This window comes from Clostridium sp. D53t1_180928_C8 (assembly GCF_015667795.1).
Taxonomy (GTDB): Bacteria; Bacillota; Clostridia; order Clostridiales; family Clostridiaceae; genus Clostridium.
In genome coordinates, this window is sequence record NZ_JADPEL010000034.1 from 1 (window position 1) to 15,101 (window position 15,101).

The window sequence follows — 15,101 nt, forward strand, 5'->3', positions numbered from 1 at the left end:
CTAAACTACTATTATCCATATTGGATACCTCCTTGTATTATAGTTGTGGTCGGCAAACCTACTATAATTTTACAACGGAGGTTTTTTTATTTCTACTCACCGCTAGAAGCTTTCCGGAACCACAGGTCGAACCTGTGGTATTCTAAATACAATAAAAAAAGAATATAGGTTACCCCATATTCTTTATTATTACTCATTTAAGTCTACATAATCACCTTTTGCAGAAAAAATTATCCACTCACAAATATTTGTTACGTGATCCCCAACCCTTTCAAGATATTTAGATGCAAATAATATTTGTGCTCCCTTATTTATGATAGTTTCATCTTTTACCATTTTCTTTAGCATATCACTAAATAATCCGCGATATAATATATCAACTTCATCATCCATCTTACATATTTCATATGCAGCATCAACATCTCCAGCAACAAATGCTTCAATAGATTTTTTAATCATTTTTCTTAAGATATCTACCATTTGCCAAATTGGTTCACACTCTTTACCTAAAATATCGCCTTCAACTCTTTTTGCTATTTTGCAAATATCAACTGCATAATCAGCCATTCTTTCTAAGTCTGTAACTATCTTAGATGTTGTAAATATCTTTCTTAAATCTGTTGCAACTGGTGATTCCATAGCCATTAACTTTAAACATTGTTCTTCAATTTTTCTATTTAACTCATCGACCTTATCATCATTTTCCATAACTTGAGTTGCAAGTTCCATATCTTTATTTCTAAAAGCCTCTATACTATTATATATTTGCTTTTCAACTAAACTTCCCATTTCAGCAAGCTCTGATATTAATAACTTCATTCTCTTATCTAAAAGATTTCTTGTCATACTCTCACTCCCTATTACAAATTAAATTTTATCCAAATCTTCCTGTTATATAGTCCTCTGTTCTCTTATCCTTTGGTCTATAGAATATATCTTCAGTCTTACCATATTCAATTACTTCTCCTGATAAGAAGAATGCAGTTTTATCAGCAATTCTTCCTGCTTGTTGCATATTATGAGTAACAATTACAACTGTATATTGTTTCTTTAATTGGTCCATAAGCTCTTCCATTTTATTAGTTGAAATTGGATCAAGTGCTGATGTAGGTTCATCCATTAATATTATTTCTGGAGAAACAGCTATTGTTCTAGCTATACATAACCTTTGTTGTTGCCCTCCCGAAAGACCCAATGCAGATTTTTTCAACCTATCCTTAACTTCATCAAAAAGTGCTGCTCCTCTTAAACTCTTTTCAACAATTTCATCTAAAGTCTTTTTATCCCTTACTCCATGTATTCTTGGTCCATAAGCTATATTGTCATAAATTGACATAGGGAATGGATTAGGTTTTTGGAATACCATCCCAACCTTTTTTCTTAAATCTATTTCATCATATTCCTTATATATATCTTTACCATCTATTAAAATTTCACCATTTATTTTAACGCCTTCAATTAAATCGTTCATTCTATTTAGAGTTCTTAAAAATGTAGACTTCCCACATCCAGAAGGTCCTATTAATGCTGTAACTTTTTTCGATTCTATATCTAAGTTAATATTTTTCAACGCTTTATTATCGCCATAAAATAATTCTAAGTTTCTAACTTGAATTTCTGGCTTTATTATATTTGACATATCTACACCTCAAAATCTTATGATTTTCTTTAATAACTATAATGTACTCTTTTAATTAAAATACACATCTAATATTTCATAACACTTATTTTTAATAATTAGCCTTATTAAATTTCTTACTGATAAACTTTGCTAATAAGTTTAAAATTAGAATCATTACAATTAAAACTATTCCAGCAGCTGCTGCAGATGCAATATCACCTTTTTCTTTAGTCTCAAGGAATGCATGAACAGTTAAAGTTCTACCACTTGACATTATACTTGCAGGAATTTTATATACTGTACCTGCTGTTAAGAATAATGCTGCTGACTCTCCAATTACACGCCCCATAGAAAGTATTACACCTGAAAGTATACCTGGTATAGCACTTGGAAGTATTACTTTATATAAAGTCTGGAATCTTGTTGCGCCAAGTCCAAGTGATGCTTCTCTATATGATGGGGGAACTACTTTTAAGGACTCTTCTGTTGTTCTAATAATTACTGGTAAAATAATTATTGAAAGAGTTAATGATCCTGCTAAAAGTGAATACCCAAACTTTAATGCACTTACGAAAAACGCAGCCCCAAATAACCCATAAACTATTGATGGTATTCCTGCTAGTGCTTCTGTTGAATATCTAATTATTCTAACAAGCCTTCCTTGCTTTGCATACTCTTGTAAATAAACAGCTGAAAGCACCCCTATTGGTGTTGCTATAAGCAATGATAATCCTACTGTATATAATGTAGAAATAATAAACGGTTTTATTCCTCCACCGCCTGATGGTTTATATTCTCCAAATAAATAGTTTAAATTTATTAATTTATATCCTTTTATAAATATAAATCCAATTATAAATACTAAAATTCCAACAGTTACTAATGCTGATAAATATAATAATATCTTTAAGATATTTTCTTTAAATTTCCTCATTTTTATTTACCTTCCTTATTAGAAAGTTTTGAAATAACTAAGTTTAATATTAAGATAAATGCAAATAATACAACACCAGTTGCAAATAGCAATTCTTGATGTGATTGAGTTGCATATCCCATTTCTAAAGCAATATTACTTGTAAGAGGTCTTACCTTATCAAAAATAGATGTAGGTATTTGAACTGAATTACCTCCAACTAGGATTATAGCCATTGTTTCACCAATTGCTCTACCGCATCCTAACACTATTGCTGCAAGTATCCCTGACTTTGCTGCAGGTACTACAACCTTAAATGTTGTTTCTATATGTGAAGCTCCAAGGGCAAGAGATCCTTCCTTATAGCTTTTTGGAACAGCCTTTATTGCAGTAGTAGAAACTGAAATAATTGTTGGAAGCATCATAACTGCCAATACAATAATTACTGCTAATAAACTTTGTCCTTGTGGTAAATTGAAGGTGTTTTGTATCCATGGAACAATTACTGCCAAACCAAATAATCCGTATAATACAGATGGTATTCCAGCTAAAAGCTCAACTGCCGGAATTATAATTTTAGATAATCCTTTTGGAGCTACTTCTGCAATAAATATTGCTGTTAATAGCCCTACTGGTACTCCTATTATTAAAGCTCCTATCGTACCATAAATAGATGCTATTATCATTGGTAATATTCCATACTTCTGATTTTCTGATGTTGGATACCACTGGGTTCCAAAAATAAATTGTGTAAATGATTTTCCTTCTGCAAAGAACGGTCTTAAACCTTTATAAAATACAAATCCTATTATTAACACTAAACTTATTACTGCAATAAGTGCGCATATTAAAAATATACTTCTTGTAACTTTGTCTATAATATATTTATTTTTATTCTTCTTATTTTCCCCTACCATTTTAGTCCTCCTAATGGTAATAAAAACTTTGATTTATTCATAAGTAAAAACGCCTCAATACCGGAGGCATTTTTACAATTAACTTGAATTTACTCTAAAGTTATTAATTTGTTTTCTTCTACTATTTTTTGACCTTCATCACTTAAAACGAAGTTTATTAACTTTTGACCATTTTCTGTTAAAGCACCTTCTTTAGTTACTAATAAGAATGGTCTTGAAATTTTATATTCACCTGCTTTAACCTTATCAGCTGTTGGTTCTACATTATTAACGCTTAAAGCTGCTACAGTACTATCTATATATTCAAAAGAAGCAAATCCAATTGCATTTTTATTTCCTGCAACTGTAGTTTTAACAGCTCCACTACCATCTGAAATTGTAGCATCCTTTGTTAATTCTTCTGATTCGTAACCAACGATTTCTTGGAATGCATCTCTTGTACCTGAACCTTCTTCTCTTGAAATTACTACTATTGGCGAATCGTCTCCACCTAAATCCTTCCAGTTTGTAATTTCTCCAGTATATACTTTCTTAACATCTTCTAAAGATATGTTTTTAACTTTGTTTTCAGGATTTACTAATAAAGCAATTCCATCATATGCTATAGTTGTTCCTTCAACTTGAGATTTTTCTTCATCTTTTAATTCTCTCGAAGACATTCCAATTTCTGAAATTCCAGAAATAACATCTTTTATTCCTGCTCCTGAACCATTTTGTTGTATTTCTAAAGTTACATTACTATTTTCTTCTTCATATTTTTCTTGAATTTTTTCCATTAATGGACCTACTGAAGTTGAACCTGATATTGAGATTGTTACTGCATCTTTGTTAGAAGCTGTATTATTATCTTCTCCTTCTGAGCCGTTTGATCCACAACCTACAAATGTTGCACCTACCATAGTTACTAATAATGCTCCTACCATTAACTTCAATTTTTTACTTCTCATTTTTATTCCTCCACTTTCATAAATGAATTTTTATTCATATACCTTACACCAATAATATTATTCCTCTAAAGTTAAAGTAATATTACTTAACTGTTAAATAAAGTTAGATAAATGTTAAGAGAAGGTTAAATAATAATATTTTTTGTCATATTGGAAATACTATTGTAAAAATAAATAAGGTAAGAATATTAACTATTCTTACCTTATTTATTTACAATTTTCTCATATTTTATTATTAAACTTTTTATTTATCTTTTAATCTTTACAGTAAATGTACTTCCAACACCTACCTTAGAGTTAACTATTATATCTCCATTAAACAATTTAACAATATGTTTTACAATTGCAAGTCCTAGACCTGTTCCTCTTGTAGACCTTGATTTATCAACCCTATAAAATCTTTCAAATATTCTCGGTATATCATTTTTAGGAATTCCTATACCGTCATCAACTACCTTCAAAATAAAGTATCCATCATTAGTAGTTATAATAATTTTAACATGCCCATTTTCCTTAGAATATTTAATAGCATTTTCTATTAAATTTAATGCTAACTGATGGAATTTATCTTTACTTCCAACAATTTCACCATTAAAATCATTTATAAAATCAATTTTAATGAAACTTTTCTCTGCTTGTTTTCTAACTATATCAATAATGTTTTCTATAACTTCTTTAGGACTAAAATTACTATTTTCCATCTTATGAAGGTTTTCAATATTTGAAAGTATCAAAATATCATTTATTAAATTAGTTAGCCTCTCTGCCTCTTTATCAATAATATTTAAGAACTTATTTTTTGTTTCTGAATCATCAACGTATCTTAAAGTTTCTGAAAATCCTTTAATTGATGTTAAAGGTGTTTTAAGTTCATGAGAAACATTTGCAACAAATTCACTTCTCATATTCTCAAGTCTTTTAATATCTGTAATATCTTGAACTGTTATTACTATTCCCATTTGATTTTTAGTTCCACTTATAATAGGAGCTTTTTTTACTCTTATTTCTCTTTCTATAGGATGAAATAATTTTATTTCTCTTGAATCTATATCCGGTAATTCTCTTATAAAATTAATAAGATCATAATCAATAATACAAGATGATATCTTCTTTCCTATAACCTCTCCCTGTAAATCAAATAATTTATTAGCATATGGATTACTTAATATAATCTTTTCACTATTATCTAATGCAATTACACCACTCTCCATACTTTCAAGTATGGCTTCAAGCTTGTTTTGTTTATCTAACGAATCTTTAATTTTAGTTTCAAGCTGATCTGCCATATTATTAAATGTTTGTGCTAATAATCCTATTTCATCATAATTACAAATAATAGCTCTTTTATTCAAATCACCATTTGCAATCTTAGCTGTTACCTTCTCTAACTCTTTAATAGGATATACAATTATCTTTACTAACTTTATTGCTAATGCCAATGATAATAAAAATACTACTATAACAATAGCAACATAATATTTTAAAGTTCCTGAAGTAAATACTTTTATATTACTAACAGGTACAGAACTTCTAACAACCATATTATCATTTATCTTAGTTGCATAATAAACCATATTCATTGATAAAGTTTTACTAAATCTAACACTAGTTCCTGTCCCATTTTTAAATGCATCTATAATTTCTTGTCTATCATTGTGATTCTCTAAATTATTTGTTTCATTATCAAAGAGTACATCTCCATTCTTATTTACTACAGTAAATCTAACTGAATTCCCTTTAAACTTATAAATAGATAAATCTTCATTCCTATAATCCTCTTTTGAAAAACATACATTGTATATTGATAGAGTTTCTTTAGCATCATCTATAGTATTTATATTTACTAATGCAATAAATGAACTAGTTACAATAATCAATGCAAAAATAACTGTAATTACTACTGACGTTATAATTCTTTTTTTCATAAAATATTAATTAGGGTTAAATCTATACCCAACTCCTCTTATAGTTTCAATAAGTTTAGGATTTTTATCATCTGCTTCTATTTTCTTTCTTAAATATCTTATATGAACATCCACTGTTCTCGTTTCTCCAATATATTCATATCCCCATATTTTATCTAATAAAGTATCTCTCGTTAAAATCTTCCCCTTATTTCTAATTAAAATTTCAAGGAGCTCAAACTCCTTAAGTGTTAGATCTAATTTTTTATCCTTGACTAGTATTTCTCTTTTATCAAAATCAGCAGTTAAGTCTCCAAAAACTAAAATATTGCTTTCAGGCTCTACAATAGAAAATCTTCTTAATACTGCTTTTACTCTTGCAAGTAATTCTCTTACAGAAAAAGGTTTTGTTATATAATCATCTGCACCTAATTCTAATCCTAATATTTTATCTAGTTCTTCACTCTTTGCAGTAAGCATTATTATTGGAGTATTTCTAATTTCATTATTACTCCTAACTTCCTTACAGACATCATATCCATCTTTTCCCGGTATCATTAAATCTAATAAAATTAAGCTTGGCTTTTCTTCAATTGCAATTTTAACAGCATCAATCCCATTATTTGCCGTAATTACTTTATACCCATTACTACTTAAATTATAACTTATAAGTTCTGATATATGTTCTTCATCATCTACTACTAATATTTTTTCATTTGCCATTCCTATCACCCCAATAATTTATTTAATATATGAAAATGAAAATAACCTTCCATATGTTCCATTACTTGCTCTATAAGAAAATAATTTATTTTCTTTTTCACAATGAGTACATAAATTGAAAGAATAAATATTATCATCATCTATACCAATAGACTTCAAATCTTCTTCAATACATAGCTCCATACTTAAATTTCTGCCATTAAAAAGTTTTTCACCTGGTACATTAAATTTTCCAATGAATTTCTCTTTTAATTCCTCTGAAACTTCATAGCAGCATTGTCTAATATGAGGTCCTATATATGCTTTAATATTATTTACATCACAATTAAACTCCTTAATCATTTTCTCTACTGCATTTTTACTTATATCATTAAAGGTTCCCTTCCATCCGCTATGTATAGCAGCTATAGTAGAATTGCTTTCATCAACAAGTATTATAGGAACACAATCAGCAGTAAATGCTCCAATAATTACTGATTTTTCATTAGTAATTATTGCATCTCCTTCATTTTTCATAAAATCTTTTTCTCCCTTGCTGTAAACACAAACCTTATCACTATGTATTTGTCTTATATACTGAACCTCCTCAACTCCAAAATCATTCTTAAGTGATAATAAATTATTAACCCCATCATCTGTATGCCTGTTAAAGCTTCTGTCCATTTTTGCATTGGAAAATACAATATTAATCTTTTTACCTTCTAATATCCAAAAATCCTTAAACTCCTTAAAATCATTAACATTTAATTTTTTCATAATTCACCTCTAAAATTTCCTAAATGTATTTTACCATTTAATATATATTTTTACCATTTACTATGTATGTTTTTTAACATGATTTTAACTTTAACTATATTTTAAATATAAAATAATTATAGCATAAAAAAAAGACTACCATTTTAGGTAGCCTAATTATTTTTATTGGTCATTAATCCTTTAATTTCATCTAAAAAAGTATTAATATCCTTAAACTCTCTATATACAGATGCAAATCTTACATATGAAACCTCATCTATAGCCTTTAATCTCTCCATAACCATTTCGCCAATTACACTTGATTCAATTTCAGTAAGCATATTATTAGATATACTCTTTTCAATATCTTCTGCTAATTCTTCAATCTGCTTTCTAGAAATAGGTCTCTTCTGACAAGCTATAATAAGACCATTTACAATTTTTTCTCTGTTAAAATTTTCTCTTGTTAAATCTCTTTTTACTACTAAAATTGGAATATCCTCAATCTTCTCATATGTAGTATACCTTCTTCCGCAGCTAGTACACTCTCTTCTTCTTCTAATCGTTGTATTATCATCTGTAGATCTTGAATCTACAACTTTACTTTCATCAAAAAAACAAAAAGGACACTTCAAACAAACCACGCCTTTCTCCTATAGTTATATTTGTATTATACAATTTTTTTTATGTTTATTCTATATTTTATTTTCATCTATGTTTAATTGTATTCCAGATGCATCCACAATCAACACATCTACTCCAACCTTAACAACCTTTTCCCATGGTATTTCTATATCATCTTCTTTAGAAAACCACCCCTTAGAAGCAGCTGGTAAAAATATTGAAACTACTTTATTTCTGGATAAATCAACCTTATAATCCCTAACATATCCCAATTTACTTCCTGTTGATACATCAACGACTTCCATACTTCTTATAGCATTTACTGAATATAAAATTAAATCATCTTCCATAAATATCCCCACCCCTTAAATATATTTAAATTTTAACTTTTGCTTATTTACCATAATTATATATATGATGCTATAACTTATTTTATTAAAATAAATTTAATCCCGAAAGCCTATTGTTTTTTAGCGAAAAAAAAGGACCCATAGGGTCCTATACATACTTTCTCATATGCTTTAATGCTGTTTTTTCCAATCTAGAAACTTGCGCTTGAGATATGCCAATTTCATCTGCTACTTCCATTTGTGTTCTGCCATTAAAAAATCTTAATGTTAAAATTAATTTTTCTCTATCATTTAATTTTTTCATAGCTTCTTTTATAGATATATTTTCTAACCAACTATCATCACTATTTTTAGAATCACTAATTTGATCCATTACATAAATAGCATCACCACCATCATGATATATTGGCTCAAACAATGAAACCGGATCTTGAATTGCATCTAAAGCAAAAACAACTTCTTCTCTTGGTATATTTAATTCTTTAGCAATTTGAGAAACTGTAGGTTCTTTATTATTGTCTTTAATAAGTTTATCACGAACGAGTAATGCCTTATATGCAACATCTCTTAATGATCTACTTACTCTAATCGAGTTATTATCTCTTAAATATCTTCTTATCTCTCCTATTATCATAGGTACAGCATATGTAGAAAACTTAACATTTTGACCTAAATCAAAATTATCTATGGATTTCATCAATCCAATACAACCTACTTGAAATAAGTCATCTACATTTTCACCCCTATTATTAAATCTTTGAATAACACTTAAAACTAACCTTAAATTTCCTTTAATAAAGGTTTCCCTCGCTTGTGTATCTCCACTTCTCATCTTTAATAAAAGTTCTCTTTTTTCTTTTTCCTTTAGTACTGGTAATTTTGAAGTATTTACTCCACAAATCTCAACTTTGTTAATGATCAAAGTTAATCACTCCTTCAGAAGTAATAACATACTGCATTTAAAATTATTTCCGTTAGAGTATTCTTTTATACTAAAGACAACCTAAATCATTTTATTTATTTCTTTTTTTAATCTACTTATTATTTTCTTTTCTAATCTAGAAATATAAGATTGAGATATGCCAAGAATGTCAGCGACTTCCTTCTGAGTCTTTTCGCTATGTCCTGAAAGCCCAAATCTTAACCTAACAATTTCCTTCTCTCTTTCATTTAAATTTCTTAAAGCTAAAAATAATAGTTGCTTGTCAACTTCATCTTCAATTAAGTTATATACAGTATCATTTTCTGTACCTAAAATATCTGATAATAATAACTCATTTCCATCCCAATCTATATTTAATGGTTCATAAAATGACACTTCTGCTTTTACTTTACTATTCCTTCTTAAATACATTAATATTTCGTTTTCAATACATCTTGATGCATAAGTAGCTAATTTAATTTTCTTTTCTGGATTAAAAGTATTTACAGCTTTAATTAATCCTATAGTTCCAACAGATATTAAATCCTCAAATCCAACACCTGTATTTTCAAACTTTCTAGCTATATATACAACAAGCCTTAAATTTCTTTCTATAAGTGTATTTCTAACCTCTTCTCCACCTGCCCTTAATTTATCAACTAACTCTTCTTCTTCATCCTTTTTTAATGGTGGAGGTAGTGCATCATTTCCTCCAATATAATCTACTCTTTTTCTAAAAATATTAAACCTTGATAAAAATTTATTAATAAATAAAATTAACTTCTCCATTTCTCATTACCCTCCTAAACTATACCTCTTGATAATAAAGCTTGAAACTCATCTTCCTTACTTAATTTTCTTTCACACCCACATATTATAGCTTCTACCTTTGTCCACGTATTTTCTTCTTTATTTCTAATTATTACATTATGACCTTTAAATCCCTTTATCTCACCTATTTCATTTATAGTGTCATATTTTATAGTAAACTTTTTATCATCAGCTATTTTAAATTGATTAAAATAAGTGTTTTCAACTATTATACAAGGTAAATTAGTTACAGGTTCCCTCAATTCATTTCCTGTGTCTAAAAACCCTTTTACTAGTACTGTTCTTGTTCCTTCTGTAATATATATATCATATAAAAAGTTTTTCACTAGCGCTCTATCTTTAAGTAAATCTGCAACTCGAGTTATAACTATAAAAATAACTGCTACAGATAAAACTATAAATTTAGCTGAATTATTTTTAATAATAAACTCTTGTCCAATTAAATATGTATTTTGCATTTGTACTGTTCCAAAACATATTCCACTTAGCATAAAAGCTAACATAAAAAATACTACAAGTGATTTCAAAACAACTTTGAAACTTCTTTTTTCCATAGAAATATATATCATAATTGCTGGAACTAATATTTTTACTCCTATAGAACTAAGAATCTTTACATTACAAAAAATAACTAACCCATATATAGCTCCTAGTAAAGCCGCTAAATATACATTTCTTTTCTTATAATCAAATCTTAACAATCTAAAAGTAAGTAATAATAAAAATAAATTAATTATTATATTCTCCAATATATATATATCAATATAAATTTCCATGTACTCACCCCCCTTAATATATAAATTATACCGTTATATTAATTTTTTTTTTGTCACATTGAAGGAGTTTAAACTAATTTTTAAACCAAGTTTTTTTACATTTTCCCCGTGTTTTTCCCTTATAAATTTTAATAAACTTTTTATTTCTTTCTTTATGTCTTTTTATGCAAATAACATATATTTTTATATATAAAAAAATAGATAGAAAATGACTTGCACTTTCTATCTATTTATACTAATTAAATATTAACTATTTTCTTGATCTTAAGAAGCTCGGAATATTTACACTTTCTCTATCTAAATCTAATAATGGGTCAGTATGAGGTGCTACATGCTCTTCTTCCTTTTTAACTGTTTCAACTGGTTTTGGTTCAACTCTAGGTTCACTAGCACTTGATACAATTGTACCGTTATCTTCTTCAAATCCTGTTGCAATTACAGTTAATCTAATCTCATCATTTAGACTTTCATCAATAACTGCTCCAAATATAATATTCGCATCTACATCCGCTGCTTCTCTAACAATTTCAGCCGCTTCATAAACTTCAATAGCTCCTAAATCTACACCACCAGTAAAGTTAATTATAACTCCTGTTGCACCATCTATAGAAGTTTCTAATAATGGAGATGATATTGCTTGTCTAACTGCATCTTGTGCTTTATTATCTCCCTTTCCATAACCTACTCCCATGTGAGCTAGTCCCTTATCTTTCATTACTGTTTCAATATCTGCAAAGTCAGCATTAACTACCCCAGGAATTGTAATAAGGTCTGATATCGCTTGTACACCTTGTCTTAAAACTCCATCAGCTAATTTGAAAGAATCTAATAACGTAGTTTTCTTATCTGCCATAGCTAAAAGTTTTTCATTTGGAATTATAACTAATGTATCAACATGTTGCTTTAAATTTTCTAATCCCATTTCAGCATGTCTCATTCTTCTCTTTCCTTCAAATGGGAAAGGTTTAGTAACTACACCTACTGTTAGGATATTCATAGATTTAGCAATTTCAGCAACTACTGGAGCAGCACCTGTACCTGTTCCACCACCCATACCAGCAGTAATAAATACCATATTAGCACCTTTTATTGCTTCTGCTATTTCTTCTCTACTTTCTTCTGCAGCCTTTTTCCCAATCTCAGGATTAGCTCCAGCCCCAAGACCTTTAGTAAGCTTTTCACCTATTTGAATCTTAGTGTTTGCTTGTGAAAGTAATAATGCTTGTTTATCTGTGTTTACAACTATAAACTCAACATTCTTTAATCCTTCAATTATCATTCTGTTAACGGCATTACCACCGCCGCCACCACAGCCTATTACTTTTATATTCGTTAATTCTTGCATATCTAATTCAAAATCTAACAAAATAACTCCTCCTTAAAACTCTCTCTATTAGTAATTTAAATACTTTCATAAAATTAACTTCACTAATTCAACTTATAACTCTACTATAAAATTAAAAATTATTTCGTAATTCAATTTTACATCATTAAATATATGTTAACAATAGTAAATTGCTAATTGTTGAAGAATTTTGTAATGTTTCCTTTACTTTTGTAAAAAATAAGTATCTAAATTTTCCAATTTGTCCTAGTTAGTTTAAATTTAATCTTAGTTTAATAAAATATAATACTTTTATCAAGACAATATTATATTTTAATCCTATCATAAATATAATTCAACGTATTTTTAAAAATCCCTCTATTTTTTAACATATTTTTAAAATTTTATAATATAAAAGAGCGTAAAAATTTTACGCTCTTTTTTTATTATAAAATCATCATTCTTTTTAAGGTTTCTCTATCCACTGCATATGTCATTGCTGTTTCCATTGAAATGACACCCTTTTTATACAATTCAGAAATTGCCATATCCATAGTTTTCATTCCATATCTATTACCTGTCTGAACTGCAGATTCAATTTGATGTGTTTTTCCTTCTCTTATAAGATTTTGAATTCCAGGAGTTGTAATCATGACTTCAAGAGCCGATACTCTTCCATCTCCACTTATATTAGGCAATAATTGTTGAGATACAACAGCTTGTAATACAGATGCTAATTGAATCTTAATTTGTTGTTGTTGATGTGGTGGAAATACGTCTATTATTCTATCAATAGTCTTTGCTGCACCAATGGTGTGTAATGTTGAAAAAACTAAATGTCCAGTTTCTGCTGCTGTAAGAGCTATAGAAATTGTTTCTAAATCTCTCATTTCACCAACTAAAATAACATCTGGATCTTCTCTCAAAATCGCTTTTAATGCACTTTCATAGCTTCTACTATCTTTTCCAATTTCTCTTTGATTTATTATACACATATTATGCTTGTGTAAATATTCAATAGGATCTTCTAATGTTATTATATGAGCTTGTCTAGTATTGTTAATTTCATTTATCATTGCAGCTAAAGTTGTACTTTTTCCGCTTCCTGTTGGTCCCGTTACTAATACAAGACCTCTATTTTTTTCAACTATATCTTTAAGTACTGCTGGATGCTTTAACTCATCTAAAGTAGGTATTTTAAGTGCAATAACTCTTATTGCAATAGCATCACTGTTTCTTTGCTTAAAAATATTAACTCTAAATCTCCCTATACCTTGAGCAGAGTAAGATGTATCAAACTCTCCAATAGCTAAATATTCATCATATTTCGCTCCTAATATTTCCTTAGAAAACTCATTCATATCTTGGGGTAATAACTTATCAACGCCTAGCTGAATAAGCTTTCCATTACGTCTTATAGTTGGTGGTAACCCCACTGTTAAGTGCAAATCCGAAGCGTTCATTTCTATGGTTTTACTTAATAGTTCTTTTAATAAATACATTTTTACTCTCCCTTTTATAACTCATCTCTAAGTATCTATATAATATTATTTTAGTAAAATCGGTAATTTTTTTCAACTTTTTTTTAAAATTTTATTAATTATTGGTTATTTAAATGTTAACTCTTTCTTAAGTTTCTTTAGTGCCTTTTTTTCTATCCGAGATACATAAGATCTTGATATTCCAAGTAAACTTGCAATTTCTCTTTGAGTCTTGCACTTTCCATCTATTAGCCCATACCTCATTTTAATAATTTCTCCTTCTCTCTCATTTAAAGAAGTATTTATTTTAGAGTACAAAGCTTTAATTTGTATGTTTGTTTCAACTTTGTCAATAACTGAATCTTTATCGCTACTTAATACATCAATTAGACTTATTTCATTACCTTCTTTATCGACTCCAATTGGATCATGAAGAAAAGTTTCTCCCTTTTGCTTTTTACTACTTCTAAATAACATTAAAATTTCATTTTCAATGCATCTAGATGCATATGTAGCTAATCTTGTACCTTTTGATGCATCAAATGAATCAATAGCCTTAATTAATCCCACTGTACCAATTGATATAAGCTCATCTATATCCTTGTTAGGTATTTGATATTTTTTCACAATATGCGCAACCAATCTAAGGTTTCTTTCTATTAAAACACCTTTAGCATTTTTGTCACCAGCTTTTAACAGTTCCAAGTACTTCTGCTCTTCTTTTTCATCTAAAGGCTGTGGAAATGTATTGCTACCTGAAATATATCCAGCTAGAAATACATTAGTACATAATAACTCCAAAATATTACTAATAACTATCACTAAGCTTCCTCCTAGTAGTGCTTATTATATAATATGATGGTTTTTTAAAATATTGCGTAAAGAATTTAAATTAATTTTCTTGACAAACTTTTTAGCTTAATTGCAAAGCAATTTATAGTTAAGGATATTCGGCCAATTAAGTTTTTTGACAGCACTTATCTAGTTTTAAAAATAAACCTCATCTCCTAAATATCTAAGATGTAACTTAAAC

The 15,101-nt window shown here is 28.4% G+C and carries 16 protein-coding genes; all 16 read right to left on the reverse strand.

What is annotated here, in order from left to right; all coding sequences use genetic code 11:
- Positions 1 to 189 precede the first annotated feature (189 nt).
- The 16 genes from phoU to sigK all read right to left on the reverse strand — a co-directional run bounded on the left by phoU (position 190) and on the right by sigK (position 14,890).
- Complete coding sequence (phoU, locus tag I4V51_RS15370; protein ID WP_195989318.1) at positions 190 to 846, reverse strand: phosphate signaling complex protein PhoU; 657 nt, start codon at positions 844 to 846, stop codon at positions 190 to 192.
- A gap of 28 nt (positions 847 to 874) precedes the next feature.
- Positions 875 to 1,639, reverse strand: coding sequence for a phosphate ABC transporter ATP-binding protein PstB (gene pstB / locus I4V51_RS15375; RefSeq protein WP_195989319.1), 765 nt, complete (start codon positions 1,637 to 1,639; stop codon positions 875 to 877).
- Between the two features lie 91 nt (positions 1,640 to 1,730).
- Positions 1,731 to 2,555, reverse strand: coding sequence for a phosphate ABC transporter permease PstA (pstA, locus tag I4V51_RS15380; protein WP_195989320.1), 825 nt, complete (start codon positions 2,553 to 2,555; stop codon positions 1,731 to 1,733).
- Between the two features lie 2 nt (positions 2,556 to 2,557).
- Complete coding sequence (pstC, locus tag I4V51_RS15385) at positions 2,558 to 3,451, reverse strand: phosphate ABC transporter permease subunit PstC (RefSeq protein ID WP_195989321.1); 894 nt, start codon at positions 3,449 to 3,451, stop codon at positions 2,558 to 2,560.
- An 89-nt stretch (positions 3,452 to 3,540) separates the two neighbouring features.
- Positions 3,541 to 4,398 (reverse strand): phosphate ABC transporter substrate-binding protein, encoded by an 858-nt coding sequence (locus I4V51_RS15390; RefSeq protein WP_195989322.1) that lies wholly within the window; start codon positions 4,396 to 4,398, stop codon positions 3,541 to 3,543.
- Between the two features lie 248 nt (positions 4,399 to 4,646).
- Positions 4,647 to 6,323 carry a HAMP domain-containing sensor histidine kinase gene (locus tag I4V51_RS15395; protein WP_195989323.1) on the reverse strand — a complete coding sequence of 559 codons (1,677 nt, stop codon included), beginning with the start codon at positions 6,321 to 6,323 and terminating at the stop codon, positions 4,647 to 4,649.
- Between the two features lie 6 nt (positions 6,324 to 6,329).
- Positions 6,330 to 7,025 (reverse strand): response regulator transcription factor, encoded by a 696-nt coding sequence (locus I4V51_RS15400; RefSeq protein WP_195989324.1) that lies wholly within the window; start codon positions 7,023 to 7,025, stop codon positions 6,330 to 6,332.
- Positions 7,026 to 7,043: 18 nt separating this feature from the next.
- Positions 7,044 to 7,781 (reverse strand): peptidoglycan editing factor PgeF, encoded by a 738-nt coding sequence (gene pgeF / locus I4V51_RS15405; RefSeq protein WP_195989325.1) that lies wholly within the window; start codon positions 7,779 to 7,781, stop codon positions 7,044 to 7,046.
- A 152-nt stretch (positions 7,782 to 7,933) separates the two neighbouring features.
- The gene (gene nrdR / locus I4V51_RS15410; RefSeq protein WP_195989350.1) at positions 7,934 to 8,395 is read right to left on the reverse strand and encodes a transcriptional regulator NrdR; all 462 of its coding nucleotides are present in this window, start codon (positions 8,393 to 8,395) and stop codon (positions 7,934 to 7,936) included.
- 60 nt (positions 8,396 to 8,455) lie between these two features.
- Entirely contained in the window at positions 8,456 to 8,734 is a 279-nt protein-coding gene (locus I4V51_RS15415; RefSeq protein ID WP_195989326.1) for a YlmC/YmxH family sporulation protein, read from the reverse strand.
- Between the two features lie 148 nt (positions 8,735 to 8,882).
- Entirely contained in the window at positions 8,883 to 9,656 is a 774-nt protein-coding gene (gene sigG / locus I4V51_RS15420; protein WP_195989327.1) for an RNA polymerase sporulation sigma factor SigG, read from the reverse strand.
- Positions 9,657 to 9,737: 81 nt separating this feature from the next.
- The gene (sigE, locus tag I4V51_RS15425) at positions 9,738 to 10,445 is read right to left on the reverse strand and encodes an RNA polymerase sporulation sigma factor SigE (RefSeq protein WP_195989328.1); all 708 of its coding nucleotides are present in this window, start codon (positions 10,443 to 10,445) and stop codon (positions 9,738 to 9,740) included.
- Positions 10,446 to 10,459: 14 nt separating this feature from the next.
- Positions 10,460 to 11,263 carry a sigma-E processing peptidase SpoIIGA gene (locus tag I4V51_RS15430; protein ID WP_195989329.1) on the reverse strand — a complete coding sequence of 268 codons (804 nt, stop codon included), beginning with the start codon at positions 11,261 to 11,263 and terminating at the stop codon, positions 10,460 to 10,462.
- A 250-nt stretch (positions 11,264 to 11,513) separates the two neighbouring features.
- Positions 11,514 to 12,629 (reverse strand): cell division protein FtsZ, encoded by a 1,116-nt coding sequence (gene ftsZ / locus I4V51_RS15435; RefSeq protein WP_195989330.1) that lies wholly within the window; start codon positions 12,627 to 12,629, stop codon positions 11,514 to 11,516.
- A 404-nt stretch (positions 12,630 to 13,033) separates the two neighbouring features.
- Positions 13,034 to 14,089 carry a type IV pilus twitching motility protein PilT gene (locus I4V51_RS15440; protein WP_195989331.1) on the reverse strand — a complete coding sequence of 352 codons (1,056 nt, stop codon included), beginning with the start codon at positions 14,087 to 14,089 and terminating at the stop codon, positions 13,034 to 13,036.
- A gap of 105 nt (positions 14,090 to 14,194) precedes the next feature.
- Positions 14,195 to 14,890, reverse strand: a complete 696-nt coding sequence (sigK, locus tag I4V51_RS15445) for an RNA polymerase sporulation sigma factor SigK (protein WP_195989332.1) — start codon at positions 14,888 to 14,890, stop codon at positions 14,195 to 14,197.
- Positions 14,891 to 15,101 lie beyond the last annotated feature (211 nt).